Source organism: Pseudomonas sp. FFPRI_1 (assembly GCF_055384485.1).
Map to the genome: position 1 here is coordinate 1,342,320 of NZ_AP029168.1, position 19,946 is coordinate 1,362,265.

General features: G+C 62.6%; 18 protein-coding genes. 10 read left to right on the plus strand and 8 right to left on the minus strand.

Features of this window, described 5'->3' with window-relative positions; all coding sequences use genetic code 11:
* The first annotated feature begins 119 nt into the window (after positions 1–119).
* The 3 genes from hisG to hisC all read left to right on the plus strand — a co-directional run bounded on the left by hisG (position 120) and on the right by hisC (position 3,293).
* Positions 120–755 (plus strand): ATP phosphoribosyltransferase, encoded by a 636-nt coding sequence (gene hisG, locus ACZ5BO_RS06005; RefSeq protein WP_025131980.1) that lies wholly within the window; start codon positions 120–122, stop codon positions 753–755.
* A 154-nt stretch (positions 756–909) separates the two neighbouring features.
* Positions 910–2,238, plus strand: a complete 1,329-nt coding sequence (hisD, locus tag ACZ5BO_RS06010; RefSeq protein ID WP_025131979.1) for a histidinol dehydrogenase — start codon at positions 910–912, stop codon at positions 2,236–2,238.
* A 2-nt stretch (positions 2,239–2,240) separates the two neighbouring features.
* Positions 2,241–3,293 (plus strand): histidinol-phosphate transaminase, encoded by a 1,053-nt coding sequence (hisC, locus tag ACZ5BO_RS06015; RefSeq protein ID WP_464698718.1) that lies wholly within the window; start codon positions 2,241–2,243, stop codon positions 3,291–3,293.
* Positions 3,294–3,355: 62 nt separating this feature from the next.
* Here hisC and ACZ5BO_RS06020 read toward each other — a convergent pair whose 3' ends face one another.
* The 3 genes from ACZ5BO_RS06020 to algW all read right to left on the minus strand — a co-directional run bounded on the left by ACZ5BO_RS06020 (position 3,356) and on the right by algW (position 7,442).
* Entirely contained in the window at positions 3,356–4,084 is a 729-nt protein-coding gene (locus tag ACZ5BO_RS06020; RefSeq protein WP_464698720.1) for a DUF4198 domain-containing protein, read from the minus strand.
* Between the two features lie 12 nt (positions 4,085–4,096).
* Entirely contained in the window at positions 4,097–6,202 is a 2,106-nt protein-coding gene (locus ACZ5BO_RS06025; RefSeq protein WP_464698722.1) for a TonB-dependent siderophore receptor, read from the minus strand.
* An 85-nt stretch (positions 6,203–6,287) separates the two neighbouring features.
* Complete coding sequence (algW, locus tag ACZ5BO_RS06030) at positions 6,288–7,442, minus strand: Do family serine endopeptidase AlgW (RefSeq protein WP_025131975.1); 1,155 nt, start codon at positions 7,440–7,442, stop codon at positions 6,288–6,290.
* Positions 7,443–7,544: 102 nt separating this feature from the next.
* On the opposite strand from algW, the gene ACZ5BO_RS06035 reads away from it, so the two are divergent.
* From ACZ5BO_RS06035 to cysN, 4 genes are all read left to right on the plus strand, one after another.
* Positions 7,545–8,303 carry a Nif3-like dinuclear metal center hexameric protein gene (locus ACZ5BO_RS06035; RefSeq protein ID WP_464698724.1) on the plus strand — a complete coding sequence of 253 codons (759 nt, stop codon included), beginning with the start codon at positions 7,545–7,547 and terminating at the stop codon, positions 8,301–8,303.
* A gap of 247 nt (positions 8,304–8,550) precedes the next feature.
* A complete protein-coding gene (gene cysD, locus ACZ5BO_RS06040) occupies positions 8,551–9,468 on the plus strand; it encodes a sulfate adenylyltransferase subunit CysD (RefSeq protein WP_025131973.1) in 918 nt (305 codons plus the stop codon).
* A 103-nt stretch (positions 9,469–9,571) separates the two neighbouring features.
* Positions 9,572–9,913, plus strand: coding sequence for a four helix bundle protein (locus tag ACZ5BO_RS06045; RefSeq protein ID WP_464698727.1), 342 nt, complete (start codon positions 9,572–9,574; stop codon positions 9,911–9,913).
* Positions 9,914–9,966: 53 nt separating this feature from the next.
* Positions 9,967–11,865, plus strand: a complete 1,899-nt coding sequence (gene cysN, locus ACZ5BO_RS06050; RefSeq protein ID WP_025131971.1) for a sulfate adenylyltransferase subunit CysN — start codon at positions 9,967–9,969, stop codon at positions 11,863–11,865.
* A 159-nt stretch (positions 11,866–12,024) separates the two neighbouring features.
* On the opposite strand, the gene ACZ5BO_RS06055 is transcribed toward cysN, so the two are convergent.
* From ACZ5BO_RS06055 to ACZ5BO_RS06065, 3 genes are read right to left on the minus strand one after another with little or no spacing between them, the layout of a single operon-like run.
* Positions 12,025–12,930 (minus strand): acyltransferase, encoded by a 906-nt coding sequence (locus ACZ5BO_RS06055; protein ID WP_025131970.1) that lies wholly within the window; start codon positions 12,928–12,930, stop codon positions 12,025–12,027.
* Positions 12,931–15,030, minus strand: coding sequence for a phosphate acetyltransferase (gene pta, locus ACZ5BO_RS06060; protein ID WP_025131969.1), 2,100 nt, complete (start codon positions 15,028–15,030; stop codon positions 12,931–12,933).
* A 58-nt stretch (positions 15,031–15,088) separates the two neighbouring features.
* Entirely contained in the window at positions 15,089–15,427 is a 339-nt protein-coding gene (locus ACZ5BO_RS06065; protein ID WP_081818740.1) for a DUF3565 domain-containing protein, read from the minus strand.
* On the opposite strand from ACZ5BO_RS06065, the gene ACZ5BO_RS06070 reads away from it, so the two are divergent.
* From ACZ5BO_RS06070 to ACZ5BO_RS06080, 3 genes are all read left to right on the plus strand, one after another.
* On the plus strand, positions 15,396–15,881 hold the full coding sequence (locus tag ACZ5BO_RS06070) for an FKBP-type peptidyl-prolyl cis-trans isomerase (protein WP_025131968.1): 486 nt from the start codon (positions 15,396–15,398) through the stop codon (positions 15,879–15,881). The genes ACZ5BO_RS06065 and ACZ5BO_RS06070 overlap by 32 nt on opposite strands.
* A 120-nt stretch (positions 15,882–16,001) precedes the next feature.
* Positions 16,002–16,484 carry a glutathione peroxidase gene (locus ACZ5BO_RS06075; protein WP_025131967.1) on the plus strand — a complete coding sequence of 161 codons (483 nt, stop codon included), beginning with the start codon at positions 16,002–16,004 and terminating at the stop codon, positions 16,482–16,484.
* Positions 16,485–16,697: 213 nt separating this feature from the next.
* Positions 16,698–17,801, plus strand: coding sequence for an NADH:flavin oxidoreductase (locus ACZ5BO_RS06080; RefSeq protein WP_464698731.1), 1,104 nt, complete (start codon positions 16,698–16,700; stop codon positions 17,799–17,801).
* On the opposite strand, the gene ACZ5BO_RS06085 is transcribed toward ACZ5BO_RS06080, so the two are convergent.
* Entirely contained in the window at positions 17,798–19,054 is a 1,257-nt protein-coding gene (locus ACZ5BO_RS06085; RefSeq protein WP_025131965.1) for a glycosyltransferase family 4 protein, read from the minus strand. The genes ACZ5BO_RS06080 and ACZ5BO_RS06085 overlap by 4 nt on opposite strands.
* A 132-nt stretch (positions 19,055–19,186) precedes the next feature.
* Positions 19,187–19,942: a sulfate transporter CysZ gene (gene cysZ, locus ACZ5BO_RS06090; protein ID WP_025131964.1), complete on the minus strand. Its 756-nt coding sequence runs from the start codon at positions 19,940–19,942 to the stop codon at positions 19,187–19,189.
* Between the last annotated feature and the right edge of the window lie 4 nt (positions 19,943–19,946).

Sequence of the window (19,946 nt, forward strand, 5' to 3'; positions counted from 1 at the left end):
GGGCACAGGGAGGTGCCCACACCGATTCAGTTCCACGTCGAGCCTGTCATCAGGCTCGACGCATGTCTGGCGCCATTTGCGTCCGGGCATCAGTCGCCGCATAAGGACTTACGTTACTCATGTTGACCATCGCACTGTCCAAGGGCCGTATCCTCGACGACACGCTGCCGCTTCTGGCTGAAGCGGGCATCGTGCCAACCGAGAATCCGGACAAGAGCCGCAAACTGATCATCCCCACGACCCAGGACGATGTACGCCTGCTGATCGTGCGTGCCACCGACGTGCCGACCTATGTCGAGCATGGCGCCGCCGACCTCGGGGTGGCCGGCAAGGACGTCCTGATGGAGTACACCGGCCAGGGCCTGTACGAGCCCCTGGACTTGCAGATTGCCCAGTGCAAGCTGATGACCGCCGGTGCCATCGGTGCGCAGGAGCCCAAGGGCCGCCTGCGGGTGGCGACCAAGTTCGTCAACGTGGCCAAGCGTTACTACGCCGAGCAGGGCCGTCAGGTAGACATCATCAAGCTCTACGGCTCGATGGAGCTGGCACCGTTGATCGGCCTGGCAGACAAGATCATCGACGTGGTCGACACTGGCAATACCCTGCGGGCCAATGGCCTGGAACCTCAGGAACTGATCGCCACCATCAGCTCCCGCCTGGTGGTCAACAAGGCCTCCATGAAGATGCAGCACGCGCGCATCCAGGCCTTGATCGATACCCTGCGCAAGGCAGTGGAATCGCGACACCGCGGCTGACTCACATGCGTGGCCCTGAGCCGCGCCCATCTATCCGCGTCATAGCCAGAATCCTCAGGTGCCCACGCGGATGGCTTGGTAGTCTTGCGGCGCCTGAGTTTTGCAAAATCCAGCTTGTCCTTTTGTGCACTCGCCAATCAATGAGGCCTTCGCTATGACCGCTCCCACTGCAATTCGCCGACTCAACGCTGCCGACCCGGATTTCGCCCAGCATCTGGATCATCTGCTGAGCTGGGAAAGTGTCTCTGACGACTCGGTCAATCAGCGGGTGCTGGACATCATCAAGGCGGTACGCGAGCGCGGCGACGCGGCGCTGGTGGAGTTCACCCAGCGCTTCGATGGCCTGGAAGTGGCCTCCATGGCCGACCTGATCCTGCCGCGCGAGCGCCTGGAACTGGCCCTGACGCGGATTACCACCGTGCAGCGCGAAGCCCTGGAAAAAGCCGCGGCGCGGGTGCGCAGCTACCACGAGAAACAGAAGCAGGATTCCTGGACCTACACCGAGGCCGACGGCACGGTACTCGGGCAGAAGGTCACGCCGCTGGACCGCGCCGGCCTGTATGTGCCGGGGGGCAAGGCATCCTACCCGTCCTCGGTGCTGATGAACGCGATCCCGGCCAAGGTCGCGGGCGTCACCGAAGTGGTGATGGTGGTGCCGACCCCCCGTGGCGAGGTCAATGAACTGGTGCTGGCCGCCGCCTGCATCGCCGGGGTCGACCGGGTGTTCACCATCGGTGGCGCCCAGGCCGTGGCCGCGCTGGCCTATGGCACCGAAAGCGTGCCCCAGGTGGACAAGGTGGTCGGCCCGGGCAACATCTATGTAGCCACCGCCAAGCGCCACGTGTTCGGCCAGGTGGGTATCGACATGATTGCCGGTCCGTCGGAGATCCTGGTGGTCTGCGATGGGCAGACCGATCCGGACTGGATCGCCATGGACCTGTTCTCCCAGGCCGAGCATGACGAAGACGCCCAGGCGATCCTGGTCAGCCCGGATGCCGAGTTCCTCGACAAGGTGGCCGCGAGCATCGCCAAGCTGCTGCCGACCATGGAGCGCGCCGAGATCATCAACACCTCGATCAACGGCCGTGGCGCCCTGATCAAGGTCCGCGACATGCAACAGGCCATCGAAGTGGCCAACCGCATCGCTCCCGAGCACCTGGAGCTGTCGGTGGCCGACCCGCAGGCCTGGCTGCCGCAGATTCGCCACGCCGGGGCGATCTTCATGGGCCGTCACACCTCCGAAGCCCTGGGCGACTACTGCGCAGGCCCGAACCATGTGCTGCCGACTTCCGGAACCGCGCGTTTCTCTTCGCCGTTGGGCGTGTATGACTTCCAGAAGCGCTCGTCGATCATCTTCTGCTCCGAGCAGGGGGCGTCCGAGCTGGGCCGCACCGCCTCGGTGCTGGCCCGAGGCGAGTCGCTGACCGCCCATGCCCGCAGCGCCGAATACCGTATCGTCGACGACCAAGATCAGGGGCAATGAACATGAGCAAATTCTGGAGTCCGTTGGTCAAGAACCTGGTGCCCTACGTACCGGGCGAGCAACCCAAGCTGACCAAGCTGGTCAAGCTCAACACCAATGAAAACCCCTACGGTCCCTCGCCCAAGGCCCTGGCGGCGATGCAGGCCGAGCTCAACGACAACCTGCGCCTGTACCCCGATCCCAACAGTGACCTGCTCAAGCAGGCAGTGGCCAGCTACTACGGGGTGCAGGGCAACCAGGTGTTCCTCGGCAACGGCTCCGACGAAGTCCTGGCGCACGTTTTCCATGGCCTGCTGCAGCAGCAACTGCCACTGCTGTTCCCGGACATCAGCTACAGCTTCTATCCGGTGTACTGCGGCTTGTACGCTATCGATTTCGAAGCGGTGCCCCTGGACCAGCAGTTCCAGATCCGCGTGGACGACTACGCCAAGCCCAACGGCGGGATCATCTTCCCCAACCCGAATGCGCCCACCGGCTGCCTGCTGGCCCTGGACGCGGTCGAGCAGATTCTCAAGGCCAGCCCGGATTCGGTGGTAGTGGTCGACGAAGCCTACATCGACTTTGGCGGCGAGAGTGCCATCAGCCTGGTGGATCGCTACCCGAACCTGCTGGTCACCCAGACCCTGTCCAAGTCCCGTTCCCTGGCCGGGCTGCGGGTGGGCCTGGCGGTGGGGCATCCGGACCTGATCGAGGCCCTGGAGCGGGTCAAGAACAGCTTCAACTCCTACCCGCTGGATCGCCTGGCGATCGTCGGCGCGGCAGCAGCCTTCGAGGATCGCGAATACTTCGCCAAGACCTGCCAGCAGGTCATCGACAGCCGCGAGTGGGTCGTAGCGCAACTGCAGGCCAAGGGGTTTGAAGTACTGCCATCGGCGGCCAACTTCATCTTCGCCCGGCACCCGCAGCACGACGCAGCGGGCCTGGCGACCAAACTGCGTGAGCAAGGGGTGATCGTGCGTCACTTCAAGCAGGAACGGATCGCCCAGTTCCTGCGCATCAGCATTGGCACGCAGGAGCAGAACCAGGCCCTGATCGACGCTCTGGGAGAGCTCTAAGCCGCAAGCCGCAAGCTTCTAGCTAGAAACTTGCCGCTTGCAGCTGCTGCCCCCGGCAGCCCTCATTCGTGATGCGGCTGGCCAAGGAAGGTCAGGGAACTGAACAGTCCGCGGGAGGCTACATCGGGGTTGTCCTTGAGGGGCACTTCGACTTGCGCGGCAATCACGTTCAACCCCTCGTTGCGCACCACCACCTGGGCACGGCCCTGGGCATCGGTCTCGGTGCTCAGGGTGTTCGGTGCATTGCGGTAGTCACCCACCAACTTCACCCCTGCGGCGGGCTGGCCATCGAGCAGCACCCGCACCGGCAGGCTGTTGCCTGGCCCCACCAGCAGCGGGTCGGTCTCGGGAATGATCACCAGCTTGAGCTGATCAAGCTTGGGCAGCTTTGCCGCGGGCTGATAGATCGCCAGGCTGTACTTGAAGGTCTGGGTCGACTCGATGGCATCGGGCACTTTGCTGCGGCCCAGGTTGACCCAGCGCTTGTCTGCGGTTTGCGACCACATGCCATTGTCGAGTGCGACCGCAAGGGTCGCAGGCGGTTTGAGCGGCTGCAGGCGCGCATGGTCCGCCAGGCGCTGTACCGTCACCGGGATCATTTTTGCGCTGCTGTCGTAGGCCCAGGCCCCGCTGATCTTCTGTGCCTTGAAGGCATCATCCTCGGCGCCATGGCCGTAGATCACCTCGATGTTGCCTCGTCGTTGTTCGGTCCACAGGCCATGGGCCGAGGCCTGGCTGGCGCTCAAGACGCCCAGCAGTCCCAGCAGGAAGATTGATTTGCGCTGTTGCATGGGGATTCCCTTCTACAGGTTGAGTGTCAGGCTGACGGTGAAGTTGCGCGGTTCGCCGGGGTTGACCCAGTAGTTGCTGTAGGAACGCTCGTAGTACTTCTCGTCGAACAGGTTGTTGAGGTTCAGGCCCAGGGTCAGGCTGTCGCTGGCCTTGTAGTGGGCCAGCAGGTCCAGGGTGCGATAGGCCGGGAGTTCGAAGCGGCCACCCGCCTCGCCCGAGCGATCACCGACATAGGTCAGGGCCGCGCCGATATCCGAGCCTCGCAGCAGGCCGTGCTGGAATTCATAGACCCCGAGCAGGCTGCCGCTGTGCTTGGCCACTCCGAGAATTCTGCTGCCGGCGGGGATCGTCGGATCGCCCTTGGTGACTTCGGCATCGATCAGCGCGTAGGCGCCTATCACTCGCACGGCGTCGGTCAACTGGCCGCTGAACTGCAGGTCGAAGCCCTGGCTGCGGGCCTTGCCCATGGCGCGGCTGGAGTCGGTGCCGGGGTCCAGGGCCAGAACGTTTTCCTTGTCGATGTGGAAGGCGGCGAGGGTGGCGCTCAGGCGCTCGTCGAACAGTTCGCTCTTGATGCCCACTTCATAACCTATGCCCTCTTCTGGCTTGAACGACTTGCCGCCGGCATCCAGCCCATTGTTGGGTTTGAACGAGGTGGAGGCGTTGGCGAACAGGCCCACTTGCGGGGTCAATTGGTACAGCAGGCCGGCGCGCTGGGTGAGGGCGTCGTGGGTCTGGCGGCTGCGGTTGCCGTTGGTGTGATCGTCGATCCTCTGCTCGAAATGCTCGAAGCGTGCCCCGAGCATGCCTCGCCAGCGCTCGGTGAAGATGATCTGGTCCTGCAGGTTCAGTGCCTGGCTGTGCACCTGCTCGAAGAAGTCGCTGCCCGAGCGTTTGCCGTTGGGCTTGGGCTGCCCGTAGATCGGGTCGTAGATGTCGATCGGGTAGGTGCCCCCGGCGATGGTGGTGACCCGTTCGTTCTTGCGATAGTTCTCGTATTCGCTGCCGATCAGCAACTGGTGCTGCCAGCTGCCAAGGTCGAACAGGCCATGCAGCTCCAGCTGGGTGATGCTGTCGTGCCAGTTGTTGTCCCGTTCGCGGTAGCGTCGGTTGACCGTGTGCAGGTTACTGTTCAGCGGGCGCGATTCCGAGGCAAAGCCCCACAGCTTGCCTTCCTTGTAATGGCTGGCCAGACGCAGCTTCCAGTTGTCGTCGAGGTGATGCTCCAGCGTCGCCTGGAGCAGGTTGTTGTGGTTGTCGATATTGCCGTCGTTGGGTTCGCCAAGGAAGGTCGAGCGGGATACGCCGCTCCAGCGATTACCGGGCGCGACGATGCCGCGATCGAAAGTCGAGCTATGACGCACGAACTCGCTTTCCAGCAGCAGGCTGGTGTCCGGATTCAATTGCCAACTGAAGGAGGGGGCGACCAGCACTCGGCGGCTGTCCACGTGGTCGCGGAAGCTGTGGTTGTCCTCCACCGCCAGGTTGACCCGTGACAACAGCTGGCCTTCGGCGTCCAGTGGGCTGTTGAGGTCCAGGGCGGTTCGGTAGCGATCCCAGCTGCCGGCGCTGGTCTGCAAGGTGGCGAAGGCTTCGGGTTGGGGTTTCTTGGTCACGATGTTGACCGTGCCGCCCGGGTCGCCACGACCGTAGAGGCTGGCAGCCGGCCCCTTGAGCACTTCGATGCGCTCGATGGTGGCGGCGTCCGGGGTACTGGGATAACCCCGGTTGGCGCTGAAGCCATCCTTGTAGAACTCCGAGGTGGTGAAACCACGGATGCTGTACTCATACAAGGTCAGGCCGCCGAAGTTGTTCTGCTTGGAAACGCCACCGGCGAACTCCAGGGCGCGCTCGACATTGCTGCTGCCCAGGTCCTTGAGCACGCTGGCGGGGATCACGCTGATGGACTGCGGGATATCGCGGATCGCCGTATCGGTCTTGGTGGCGCTGGCCGAGCGCGTGGCCCGGTAGCCCTTGACCGGCCCCGTTGCGGACTCGTATTCGGTACTGATACGGGTGGTTTCGAGTTCGAGGGGCCGGGGCTCTTCAGCCAGCAGGGGATCGGCCAGCAGGCCCAGGGCCAGGCCTGCCAGGGGAAGTATTGTTCGGGACGTCATGGGGCTGTTCCAATAGCGATATTGAAACAATATAACATGACTAATGAGAATGTATGCTTTTAGCCCGGCCTGGCCGGGCGCAGCGTCACTCTTCTTCTTTGACCGGCGCGGGCGGTGGCCGTAGACCGATTTCCGCGGTCAGCTTGAGTTCCTTGCCGTTGCGCATCACCTGGATCGCGACTTTCTCGGTGGGCTTGATCCGTGCCACCTGGTTCATCGAACGGCGGCCATCACCGGCAGGTTCACCGTCGATGCTGAGGATCACGTCACCCAGTTGCATGCCGGCCTTCTGTGCCGGGCCATCACGGAAGATACCGGCCACGACGATGCCCGGGCGTCCGGCCAGGCCGAAGGACTCCGCCAGCTCCTGGGTCAGGGGTTGTACTTCGATGCCCAGCCAGCCACGGATCACTTGGCCGTGCTCAATGATCGACTTCATCACCTCCATGGCCAGCTTGATCGGGATGGCGAAGCCAATGCCCTGGGAGCCGCCGGACTTGGAGAAGATCGCCGTGTTGATCCCGGTCAGGTTGCCGTTGGCGTCCACCAGCGCGCCACCGGAGTTGCCCGGGTTGATCGCGGCGTCGGTCTGGATGAAGTCTTCGTAGTTGTTCAGGCCCAGCTGGTTGCGCCCGGTGGCACTGATGATGCCCATGGTCACGGTCTGGCCGACGCCGAACGGGTTGCCGATGGCCAGCGCGACGTCACCGACGCGCACGTTTTCCGAGCGCCCGACGGTGATCGACGGCAGGTTCTTCAGGTCGATCTTGAGCACTGCCAGATCGGTCTCCGGGTCGCTGCCGATGACTCGGGCCAGGGTTTCACGGCCGTCCTTGAGCGCTACCACAATCTGCTCGGCACCGGAGGTCACGTGGTTATTGGTCAGCAGATAGCCTTCGGGGCTCATGATCACCCCGGAGCCCAGGCTTGACTCCATGCGCTGCTGCTTGGGCAGGTTGTCACCGAAGAAACGCCGGAACTGCGGGTCTTCGAACAGCGGATGAGCGGGTTTGTTGATGACCTTGGTGGTGTACAGGTTGACCACCGCAGGCGCCGCGATCACCACCGCATCGGCGTAGGACACCGGGCCCTGCTGGGTGCTGGTGGTTTGCGGAGCTTGCTGCAGGTTGACGTCCAGGCTGGGCAGGCCGACCCATTGCGGGTAACGCTGGATGATCAACAACGCGATAAGCACGCCGGCCAGTAGCGGCCAGCCAAAAAAACGCAGAGCCTTGAGCATTGAGCAAGTCCTGGGTGGTTACGAAGGGCTGCGCACGGCCCATAATGTCGCGCATTATACGAGGCCGCGCGCGCCTCTGAACGGGATATTTAGGAGTCTTTTATGGCCGTTGCCCTGAGCACACTGGTGGAAGAAGCGGACCGCTACCTGGGCAGTTCACGCATTGCTGACTATTGCCCCAATGGCCTGCAGGTCGAAGGGCGGCCGCAGGTGATGCGCATCGTCAGCGGCGTCACAGCCAGCCAGGCGCTGCTGGACGCGGCAGTGGAGGCCAAGGCCGATCTGGTGCTGGTGCATCACGGCTACTTCTGGAAAGGCGAGAACCCCTGCATCACCGGCATGAAGCAGCGTAGGTTGAAAACCCTGCTCAAGCACGACATCAGCCTGCTGGCCTATCACCTGCCCCTGGACCTGCACCCGGAGGTGGGCAACAACGTGCAGTTGGCCCGGCAGCTGGAGATTACCGTCGAAGGCCCGTTGGACCCGGAAAACCCCAAGGTCGTCGGCCTGGTAGGGTCGCTCGGCGAGCCCATGACCCCGCGGGACTTTGCCCGCCGGGTACAGGAAGTCATGGGCCGCGAGCCCTTGCTGGTCGAAGGCAGCAAAATGATCCGCCGGGTCGGCTGGTGCACCGGTGGCGGCCAGGGCTACATCGACCAGGCGGTGCAGGCCGGCGTCGACCTGTACCTGAGCGGCGAAGCCTCGGAGCAGACCTTCCACAGCGCCCGGGAAAACGACATCAGCTTCATTGCTGCCGGTCACCACGCCACTGAACGTTATGGCGTCCAGGCCCTGGGCGACTACCTGGCCCGGCGCTTCGCCCTGGAGCACCTGTTCATCGACTGCACCAACCCAATCTGAGCCCATGCGGGAGCCGGCTTGCTGGCGAAAAGATCTTCAGCCTTGAGGTGCGCTCGCAAGCGCCTTCGCTGGCAAGCCAGCTCCTACGCCGGCCTTTGGCTCAGGGGCTTTGGTGCCTAACCGGGCGGTATATTCATATATCGTTTCGTTCTAGTTGGCGTCCTGATTAGAAGCAGGTCGCTGTGCTAGCATGCCCCGCTCGAACACGGCCCGATGGCCGTCCATAAGAAAGCTTTCGTGAGTAGCCATGGTCGACAAACTGACGCATCTGAAACAGCTGGAGGCGGAAAGCATCCACATCATCCGCGAGGTGGCCGCCGAGTTCGACAACCCGGTGATGCTGTACTCCATCGGTAAAGACTCCGCCGTGATGTTGCATCTGGCCCGCAAGGCGTTCTTCCCCGGCAAGCTGCCGTTCCCGGTGATGCACGTCGACACCCAGTGGAAATTCCAGGAAATGTACAAGTTCCGCGACCGCATGGTCGAGGAACTGGGCCTGGAGCTGATCACCCACGTCAACCCGGATGGCGTGGCCCAGGGCATCAACCCCTTCACCCACGGCAGTGCCAAGCACACCGACATCATGAAGACCGAGGGCCTCAAGCAGGCCCTGGACAAATACGGCTTCGATGCCGCCTTCGGTGGTGCTCGTCGCGATGAAGAGAAGTCCCGCGCCAAGGAGCGCGTCTACTCGTTCCGCGACAGCAAGCACCGCTGGGACCCGAAGAACCAGCGCCCCGAGCTGTGGAACGTCTACAACGGCAAGGTCAACAAGGGTGAGTCGATCCGCGTGTTCCCGCTGTCCAACTGGACCGAGCTGGACATCTGGCAGTACATCTACCTGGAAGGCATCCCGATCGTGCCGCTGTACTTCGCCGCCGAGCGGGAAGTGATCGAGAAGAACGGCACCCTGATCATGATCGATGACCAGCGCATCCTCGAGCATCTGTCCGATGAAGAGAAAGCCCGCATCGTCAAGAAGAAAGTGCGTTTCCGTACCCTTGGCTGCTACCCGTTGACGGGCGCGGTGGAGTCCGAGGCCGAGAGCCTGACGGACATCATCCAGGAAATGCTCCTGACGCGAACTTCCGAGCGCCAGGGCCGGGTCATCGACCACGATGGCGCAGGCTCGATGGAAGACAAAAAACGTCAAGGGTACTTTTAAGCTTCAAGTTACAAGCGGCAAGCTGCAAGTTAGAAGCGTGATGCGTAGCTTGCAGCTTGATGCTTACAGCGGGTTGCTGTGAGCCAGCATCGAGTGACTCGTCATGGACTTCGAGAAACTGGTTGTTTGGCAGAGAAGCAAGGCTCTGGCGGTAGATATCTATAGAGAGATGGCACGATGCGAGGACTTTGGTTTCAAGAATCAAATCACTCGCTCGGCACTCTCGGTGCCCTCCAATATCGCTGAAGGTATGGAGCGACATAGTGCCAGGGAGAAATGCTGGTTTCTCTGGATTGCAAAAGCTTCCAACGGGGAGTTGCGCACGCAGATCATCGTCGGCAGTGAGATTGCCTACATAGCAAAGCCGCTGGCTGAAAATTGGATTAAAGAAACTCGCGAGCTTTCCAAAATGCTCTGCGGCTTGATCAAAAAAATTTCTGACTAGCTGTACGCCGACAAGCTTGCCGCTTGAAGCTTACAGCTTGGAGCTTGAACGCTATGAGCCATCAATCTGATTTGATCAGCGAGGACATCCTCGCTTACCTGGGCCAGCACGAACGTAAAGAGCTGCTGCGCTTTTTGACCTGCGGCAACGTCGACGACGGCAAGAGCACCCTGATCGGGCGCCTGCTGCACGACTCGAAGATGATCTACGAAGACCATCTGGAAGCCATTACCCGGGACTCGAAGAAGGTCGGCACCACCGGTGACGACATCGACCTGGCGTTGCTGGTGGATGGCCTGCAGGCCGAGCGCGAGCAGGGCATCACCATCGATGTCGCCTACCGCTACTTCTCCACCGCCAAGCGCAAGTTCATCATCGCCGACACTCCCGGCCATGAGCAGTACACCCGCAACATGGCCACCGGTGCTTCCACCTGCGACCTGGCGATCATCCTGGTGGACGCCCGCTACGGCGTGCAGACCCAGACCCGCCGCCACAGCTTCATCGCCTCTTTGCTGGGCATCAAGCACATCGTCGTGGCCATCAACAAGATGGACCTCAAGGACTTCGATGAAGGCGTGTTCGAGTCGATCAAGGCCGACTACCTGAAGTTTGCCGAAGGCTTGAAGATGCAGCCTACCAGCCTGCATTTCGTCCCCATGTCGGCGCTCAAGGGCGACAACGTGGTGAACAAGAGCGAGCGTTCGCCGTGGTACCGCGGGCAGTCGCTGATGGAGATCCTCGAGACCGTGGAAGTGGCCGGTGACCGCAACTTCACCGACCTGCGTTTCCCGGTGCAGTACGTCAACCGTCCGAACCTGAACTTCCGTGGCTTTGCCGGCACCTTGGCCAGCGGCGTCGTGCACAAGGGCGACGAAGTCGTGGTGTTGCCGTCGGGCAAGAGCAGCCGGGTGAAATCCATCGTCACCTTCGAAGGCGAGCTGGAGCAGGCCGGTCCCGGCCAGGCCGTGACCCTGACCATGGAAGACGAGATCGATATCTCCCGTGGCGACCTGCTGGTGCACGCTGATAATGTGCCGCCCGTGACCGACAGCTTCGAAGCCATGCTGGTATGGATGGCCGAAGAGCCGATGCTGCCGGGCAAGAAATACGACATCAAGCGCGCCACCAGCTATGTGCCGGGCTCGATTGCCAGCATTGTCCACAAGGTCGATGTGAACACCCTGGAAGAGGGCGCGGCCAGCGCGCTGCAGTTGAACGAGATCGGCAAGGTCAAGATCAGCCTCGATGCGCCGATCGCCCTGGACGGCTATGAAAGCAACCGCACCACTGGCGCTTTCATCGTCATCGATCGCTTGACCAACGGCACCGTCGGCGCGGGCATGATCATCGCCCAGCCAGTGGCCCATGGCAGCGCCACCCATCATGGTCGGCAGGCCCATGTAGCCACTGAGGAGCGCGCCCAGCGCTTCGGCCAGCAGCCGGCCACGGTATTGTTCAGCGGCCTGTCCGGCGCGGGCAAGAGCACCCTGGCCTATGCCGTGGAGCGCAAGCTGTTCGACATGGGGCGTGCGGTGTTCGTCCTCGATGGCCAGAACCTGCGCCATGACCTGAACAAGGGCCTGCCCCAGGACCGTGCCGGGCGTACCGAGAACTGGCGGCGTGCGGCTCAGGTGGCCCGTCAGTTCAACGAAGCCGGCCTGTTGACCCTGGCGGCCTTCGTGGCGCCGAGCGCCGAAGGCCGCGAACAGGCCAAGGACCTGATCGGCAAGGAGCGTCTGCTGACGGTCTACGTCCAGGCATCGCCTGCGGTGTGCGCCGAGCGTGATCCACAGGGCCTGTATGCGGCCGGCGGGGACAACATCCCGGGCGAGTCCTTCCCTTATGACGTGCCGCTGAATGCCGACCTGGTGGTCGACACCCAGTCGCTGTCCCTGGAAGAGAGCGTCAAGCAGGTGCTGGATCTGCTGCGTACTCGCGGCGCGATCTAAGCCACGCAAGCAGCGCCAGGCTCAAGCTGGAAGCTGCAAGAAAAAGCCCGCAGTCGAGTGATCGGCTGCGGGCTTTTTTGTGCGCTTCAGATAGCGTTCGCCGGCCAGCCGGCTCCTACGGACCTCTGTGCAGGAGCTGGCTTGCCAGCGAAGAGGCCCTCAGGGTTTGGCCGGATACTCCCGATGCAGCACTTCCAGCAGCGCATCCTTGGCCAACCACTGCTGGTTGATCCAGGCCTGAAATTCCTGACGATAGGCGGTGTCCTGCTCGTAGTTCTTGCCAATGAACTGCGCTGGAATCCGCACTTCCTCAAAACGCACCACCACCTCCTTGACCTGGCCGCACAGCAGGTCCCAGAAACCGGGGCGGCCGGCTGGGTAGTGGATGGTCACGTCGATGATCGATTGCAACTGCTCGCCCATGGCATCCAGGACAAAGGCGATGCCACCGGCCTTGGGCTTGAGCAGGTAACGGAATGGCGACTGCTGCTGGGCGTGCTTGGCTTCGGTGAAGCGTGTGCCTTCGACGAAGTTGAAGATGCCCACCGGGTTGTTGCGAAACTTCGCGCAGGTATTGCGGGTGGTTTCCAGGTCCTTGCCCTTTTTCTCCGGGTGTTTTTCCAGGTAGGCCTTGGAGTAGCGCTTCATGAAGGGAAAGCCCAGGGCCCACCAGGCCAGGCCAATCACCGGCACCCAGATCAGTTCCTGCTTGAGGAAGAACTTCAGTGGGCGGATGCGCCGGTTGAGCACGTACTGCAGGACCATGATGTCGACCCAGCTCTGGTGGTTGCTGGTGACCAGGTAGGAGTGCTGGTAGTCCAGGCCCTCCAGGCCGCTGAGGTGCCAGCGGGTGCGGCACACCAGCTTCATCCAGGCCTTGTTGTTGCTGATCCAGGCTTCGTGGGTGTGGTTCATCAGCCAGTGGGTAAAGCGCTGGGTGAGGGCGAAGGGCAGGGCCTTGAAGATCGCCACGCAGAACAGGAACGAGCACAGCAGGATGGTGTTCAGCGCCAGGAGCAGCGAGGCGATGATCCCGCGTACGGCAGCAGGTAGAAATTCCAGCATTTAGACATCCATAGGTCGGTTGGCGGCTTGAATCGCAGTCAGGGCGATGGTGTAGACGATGTCGTCCACCTGGGCGCCGCGGGGCAGGTCGTTCACGGGTTTGCGCAGGCCTTGCAGCATCGGCCCCAGGCTCACGCAGTCGGCGCTGCGCTGTACCGCCTTGTGAGTAGTGTTGCCGGTGTTCAGGTCGGGGAACACGAACACCGTGGCCTTGCCCGCCACCTGGCTGTTGGGGGCCAGTTGCCGGGCAACGTTCTCGTTGGCTGCGGCGTCGTACTGCAACGGCCCATCGATCAACAGCGAACGCTGGGATTCGTGGGCCAGCAGGGTCGCTTCGCGGACCTTTTCCACTTCTTCGCCGCTGGCCGAATCACCGCTGGAGTAGCTGATCATTGCCACTCGCGGGGTGATGCCGAAGGCCGCCGCCGAGTCGGCGCTCTGCAGGGCGATCTCCGCCAGTTCGCTGGCGCTGGGGTGCGGGTTCATCACGCAGTCGCCGTAGACCAGCACCTGCTCGGGGAACAGCATGAAGAACACCGAGGACACCAGGGTGCAGCCCGGGGCGGTCTTGATCAGTTGCAGGGCCGGGCGGATGGTGTTGGCGGTGGAATGGATGACCCCGGATACCAGGCCGTCTACTTCATCCAGGGCCAGCATCACCGTGCCGATCACCACCGGGTCTTCCAGTTGCTGCTCGGCCATGGGCGCGTTGAGGCTCTTGCTCTTGCGCAGGGCCACCATGGGTTCGACGTAGCGTTCGCGGATCAGGTCCGGATCGAGGATCTCCAGGCCTTCCGGCAGTTCGATACCCTGGGCCCGGGCCACAGCGTGCACGTCTTCCGGCTTGGCCAACAGCACGCAGCGGGCAATGCCTCGGGCCTGGCAGATGGCAGCGGCCTGCACGGTCAGGGGTTCGCTGCCCTCGGGCAGGACGATGCGCTTGTTGGCTTCCTGGGCCCGCTGGATCAACTGATAGCGGAACACCGCCGGCGACAGGCGCATTTCCCGCGGGGTGCCGCAGCGCTGGTGCAGCCAGTTGGCGTCCAGGTGGCTGGCGACGAAGTCGGTGATGATTTCCGCACGCTCGCGGTCATCAATGGGGATTTCCTTGTTCAGGCCGTTGAGCTGGTTGGCGGTGTCGTAGGAGCCAGTGCTCACCGACAGCACCGGCAGGCCGGCGTTGAAGGCGCCACGGCACAGCTCCATGATCCGTGGGTCGGGCAGGGTGTCGCTGGTCAGCAGCAGGCCGGCCAGGGGCACGCCGTTGATGGCCGCCAGGCTCACCGCAAGGATGATGTCGTCGCGGTCGCCCGGGGTCACCACCAGTACTCCGGGCTTGAGCAGCTCCACGGTGTTGCGCATGGTGCGGGCGCAAATGATGATCTTGGTCATGCGCCGGCTTTCGTAGTCGCCGGCGTTGAGCACCTGGGCGCCCATCAGGTCGGCCACATCGCGGGTGCGCGGGGCGTTCAGTTCCGGCTGGAAGGGAATGCAGCCCAGCAGGCGGAAGTCGCCGCTGCGCAGCAGCGGCGAGTGTTCCTTGAGGCGGGCGGAAAACGCCTCCATGCTTTCGTCGGTGCGCACCTTGTTGAGGATCACCCCCAGCACTTTCGGGTCCCGGGGGCCGCCGAACAACTGGGCCTGCAACTCGACTCGCCCGGACAGTTCGGTGAGCACTTCGTTTTCCGGCGCGGACACCAGGATCACCTCGGCATCCAGGCTTTTCGCCAGATGCAGGTTGACCCGGGCGGCATAGCTGGCGCTGCGGGTCGGCACCATGCCTTCGACGATCAGCACGTCCTTGCCGATAGCCGCCTGCTGGTACAAGGCGATGATTTCTTCCAGCAACTCGTCCAGCTGGCCGTCGCCGAGCATCCGCTCCACCTGGGCCAGGCCCAGGGGTTGCGGTGGTTTCAGGCCGTGGGTGCGGGCCACCAGCTCGGTGGAGCGCTCGGGGCCGGTGTCGCCCGGGTGAGGCTGGGCAATGGGCTTGAAGAAGCCGACCTTGAGGCCGGCCCGTTCCAGGGTACGCACCAGCCCGAGGCTGATGGAGGTCAGACCCACACCAAAATCGGTGGGCGCGATAAAAAAAGTTTGCATGCGAATTCTCAAGAAGGTGCATGGCAAGGGCGACGGTCTTTGGCCGTCTGCCTGCTAGTCAGACGCTTAGGTTATCGTTTCCCGCGTCTTGAGCACACCAGCCGCAAGCAAAGGGCTGGCCTATTTTTTCTGCCCGCCGCTGTGGGTCCAGGACCCAGGCACGGGATTGCCAGGGCGGCTGGTGACGCAGGTGCTGGGTGTGCCCGCAGGACAGTTCAGCCACCCAGTGGCCGTGCTCATCCTGATGAAAACCGCAGATTGTCGAGTGTTTTTTCGCTTTCCGTTTGTCCGGGTTCCGTTCGCTTTCGAGCGATTGCTTCGCTAAACTTGGACGTTCTTCATTCTTATGCAAAAGGTCCCGCCCCATGCTGATCGCCGCCAATAAGGCTGTCTCCATCGACTATACCCTCACCAACGACGCTGGTGAGGTCATCGACAGCTCTGCCGGCGGCGCCCCGCTGGTTTACCTGCAAGGTGCAGGTAACATCATTCCTGGCCTGGAAAAGGCTCTGGAAGGCAAGCAGGTCGGTGACGAACTGAAGGTTTCCGTTGAACCTGAAGATGCCTACGGCGAATACGCTGCCGAACTGGTCAGCACCCTGAGCCGCAGCATGTTCGAAGGCGTTGACGAGCTGGAAGTGGGCATGCAGTTCCACGCTTCTGCTCCGGACGGCCAGATGCAGATCGTGACCATCCGCGACCTGGACGGCGACGACGTCACCGTCGACGGTAACCACCCATTGGCCGGCCAGCGCTTGAACTTCCAGGTCAAGATCGTTGCCATCCGTGACGCCAGCCAGGAAGAAGTCGCTCATGGCCACGTCCATGGCGAAGGTGGCCATCAGCACTGATTTCTGCGCTAAGCTCAAGTTTGCTGGAAAGGCGCCCGAGGGCGCCTTTTTAGTCCGTGGCTTTTGGCTGTACTGTCGAGAGGCTGTTTTCTGTAAGAACACAGGAATTTGGAGTTCGTCATGAGTGCTTTTCACGACCTTAAATTGAAAGCCCTGGATGGTCAGGAGCTGCCGCTCGCGCCCTTCAAGGGGCATGTCGTGCTGGTGGTCAACGTCGCCTCCAAATGTGGTCTGACACCACAATATGCGGCGTTGGAGAATCTCTATCAGCAATACAAGGGCCAGGGATTCAGCGTGCTGGGCCTGCCTTGCAATCAGTTCGCGGGACAGGAGCCGGGCACCGAGCAGGACATCCAGGAGTTCTGCAGCCTCAACTACGGGGTGAGTTTTCCCTTGAGCAGCAAGCTTGAGGTCAACGGTCCCGAGCGTCATCAGTTGTACCGTCTGCTGGCGGGCGAGGGGGCCGAATTTCCGGGGGACATCACCTGGAACTTCGAAAAATTCCTGGTGGGCAAGGACGGCCGGGTCTTGGCGCGTTTCTCGCCACGCACTGCGCCGGATGATCCCACTGTGGTCCAGGCGATCGAGAAAGCGCTGAGTTGAAGCCATCGCCGGGCGCATTCGCCCGGCCCGTTTCTACCGCCTGTCCAGCGCCGCTTCCATGCGGCGTTTTTGCATCTAAATCACTCAGATCAATAATGCTGTGCAGTGCGTTGGCGGATGAATATTATCCTCATCATAAGTGCGCCGGGACCTGCTTCCGGCGTGGCCCTGTGCGTCGTTCATCGACCCCAGCCTTTTTTGCCGGAGTGCTGCATGCCTGTTCAAGCCCTGTTCAAACCCTTTCAACTTGGCGCGCTGGAACTGCCGAGCCGCGTGGTCATGGCGCCGATGACCCGTTCCTTCTCTCCGGGCGGAGTACCCAATTCCAAGGTCATCGAATACTACCGGCGCCGTGCGGCGGCGGGTGTCGGCCTGATCATCACCGAAGGCACCACCGTTGGGCACAAGGCTGCCAACGGCTACCCCAATGTGCCGCAGTTCTACGGTGAGGCGGCACTGGCCGGCTGGAAGAAAGTGGTGGACGCGGTCCATGCCGAAGGCGGCAAGATCGTTCCGCAGCTGTGGCACGTCGGCAACGTTCGACGCCTGGGCACTGAGCCGGATGCCAGCGTGCCGGGTTATGGCCCGATGGAGAAACTCAAAGATGGCCAGGTGCTGGTGCATGGCATGAGTCACCAGGATATCCAGGACGTGATCGGCGCGTTCGCCCAGGCGGCCAAGGATGCCCAGAGCATTGGCATGGACGGTGTGGAAATCCATGGCGCCCACGGTTACCTGGTGGACCAGTTCTTCTGGGAAGGCACCAACCAGCGCACCGATGAATACGGCGGCGACCTGACCCAGCGTTCGCGCTTCGCCATCGAGCTGATCCAGGCCGTGCGGGCCGCTGTCGGCCCGGATTTCCCAATCATCCTGCGTTTCTCCCAGTGGAAGCAGCAGGACTATAGCGCGCGCCTGGTGCAGACCCCGGAAGCCTTGGCTGCCTTTCTCAAGCCCCTGGCGGATGCCGGTGTGGATATCTTCCACTGCTCGACCCGGCGCTTCTGGGAGCCGGAATTCGAAGGCTCCGAGCTGAACCTGGCAGGCTGGGCCCGCAAGCTCACCGGCAAGCCCACCATCACCGTGGGCAGCGTCGGCCTGGACGGCGAGTTCCTGCAGTTCATGGTCAACACCGACAAGGTGGCGCAACCGGCCAGCCTGGAAAACCTGCTGCAGCGCCTGAACAATGACGAGTTCGACCTGGTGGCCGTGGGCCGTGCACTGCTGGTGGATCCGGACTGGGCGCAGAAAGTCCGTGACGGGCGTGAACAGGACATCCTGCCGTTCAGCCGTGAAGCGCTGACGACCCTGGTTTAACTCCCGGCTCCGGGCGGCGAGGGGGGCAGCCCCCTTGCCGTGCCGAGTGTCTCTGCCGTGGCTCGGGGTGGGCTACCGGCTTCTATGACCCCTTCGTAATCCGCAGTTGGCGAGTGCTGGCAGGTACGGCGCAACTGATCTTCGAATTGCTCGATCACCGCAGCCCAGCCCTGGCGGCTGGCGTGCTGGCGGGCATTGAGGCGCACCCGGCGCAGGGTTTCCGCTTCTTCCAGCAGCCAACTGGCGGCGTCACAGAAGGCGCTTTCATCCCCGGGCATGGCCAGCACACCGTTATAGCCGTGGCGCATATGCTGGGCTGCTGCGGCCTGGTCGTAGGCCACTACCGCCAGCCCGGACGCCAGGGCTTCCAGCACCACGTTGCCGAAGGTTTCGGTCAGGCTGGGAAACAGGAACAGATCCCCACAGGCGTAATGGGCTGCCAGGGCTTCGCCACGCTGGCTGCCGCAGAACAAGGCGTCGGGCAGGCTTTTTTCCAGAGTGGCGCGCTGTGGCCCGTCGCCCACGACGATCAGTTTCATCCTGCGTTGTGGATAAGTCGCCTTGAGCTGCTCGAAACAGCGCTTGAGCAGGCCGAGGTTTTTCTCCGGGGCCAGGCGTCCAACATGAATCACCGCCAGATCGTCGTTGCCCAGGCCCCATGCGGCCCGCAGCTCATTGAGGCGTTTGGCCGGGTGGAACAACTGGCTGTCGACCCCCCGGGACAGCAGGGACAGGCGTTCGAAATGCCGGCGCTCCAGTTCCAGGCGCTGGCTGGCGCTGGGTACCAGGGTCAGTTGCGAGCGGTTGTGGAACCAGCGCAGGTAGTGGGTCAGCAAGCGGGTCAGCAATCCCAGGCCGTACTGGCTGGAGTACTGCTGGAAGTTGGTGTGGAAACCACTGACCACGGCGATGCCCAGGCGCTTTGCGGCGCGCAGCGCAGACAGCCCCAGCGGCCCTTCAGTGGCGATGTACAGCACATCCGGGCGTTGGCGCTTCCAGCGGCGCAACAGCTTGTGCATCGAAGACTGGCCCCATTGCAGGCCCGGGTAGCCTGGCAGCGGCCAGCCCCGGCACAGCAGCAGGGCCTCGTCGCTGCTGCGGCTCTGGTCACAGCCCTGGCGCGGACGCACCAGTTCGACCTGATGGCCACGAGCCTTCAGGCCATCGCAGAGGCGGCCGAGGGTATTGGCCACGCCATTGATTTCCGGTGGGAAGGTTTCGGTGATCAGGGTGATGTGCAGAGCTGTCGTCATGGCCTCAGTCTCGGCTGAGGCCGTGTCGTCATTGTGACGTCAGGATGATGGATTTGTGACGGCGCAGGCCTTGGGCCCCGGGCGTTGCGCCGGGGCCCGATGTATTGACGCCTAAGGGCGCCGGAGCGGTGTTCAGTCGCGTTCCAGCGGCAGGTTTTCCGGGCCGCGCTCGCGCACCCAGAACAAGGTCGCGCCGGCCACGGCGGCCGGCATCATCAGGATGTTGATGAAGGGAATCATCAGCGCCAGATAGACGATGCCGCCGAAGCCCAGGCTCTGCCAGCGCTTTTCCCGCAGCCAGGCGAGCATGTCCTGCCAGCTCATCTTGTGGTTGTCCGCCGGGTAGTCGATGTACTGGATGGCCATCATCCAGATGCCGAACAGCAGCCACAGCGGGGCGGCGACCAGATTGACCACCGGAATCAGCGAAAGAATGAACAGGCCGATGGCCCGGGGCAGGAAGTAGCCGAGCTTGCGCAGTTCCCGGGACAGGGTGCGGGGGATCATGGCGATCAGTTCGCCCCAGCTGAATGGCGGGAAGTCGTCGGTGCCGCGGACCACGGTCTCGACCTTTTCCGATAGAAAACCGTTGAACGGTGCGGCAATGATGTTGGCCAGCATGGTGAAGGTGAAAAACACCATCAGCACCAACAACACCACGAACAACGGCCAGAGGATATAGCTGAGAAAACTCAGCCAGTCCGGCAGCGAGGGCATCAGGGCATCGACCCAGAGGCTGAACTGGTGACCGGCGAAATAGATCAATCCGACGAACAGCACCAGGTTGATTACCAGGGGCAGGAGCACGAACAGGCGCAGGCCGGGACTGAGGATCAGCTTCAGGCCTTCACGCAGGTATTGCGGGCCGGACAGGACGGGGGCGGGCATAGAG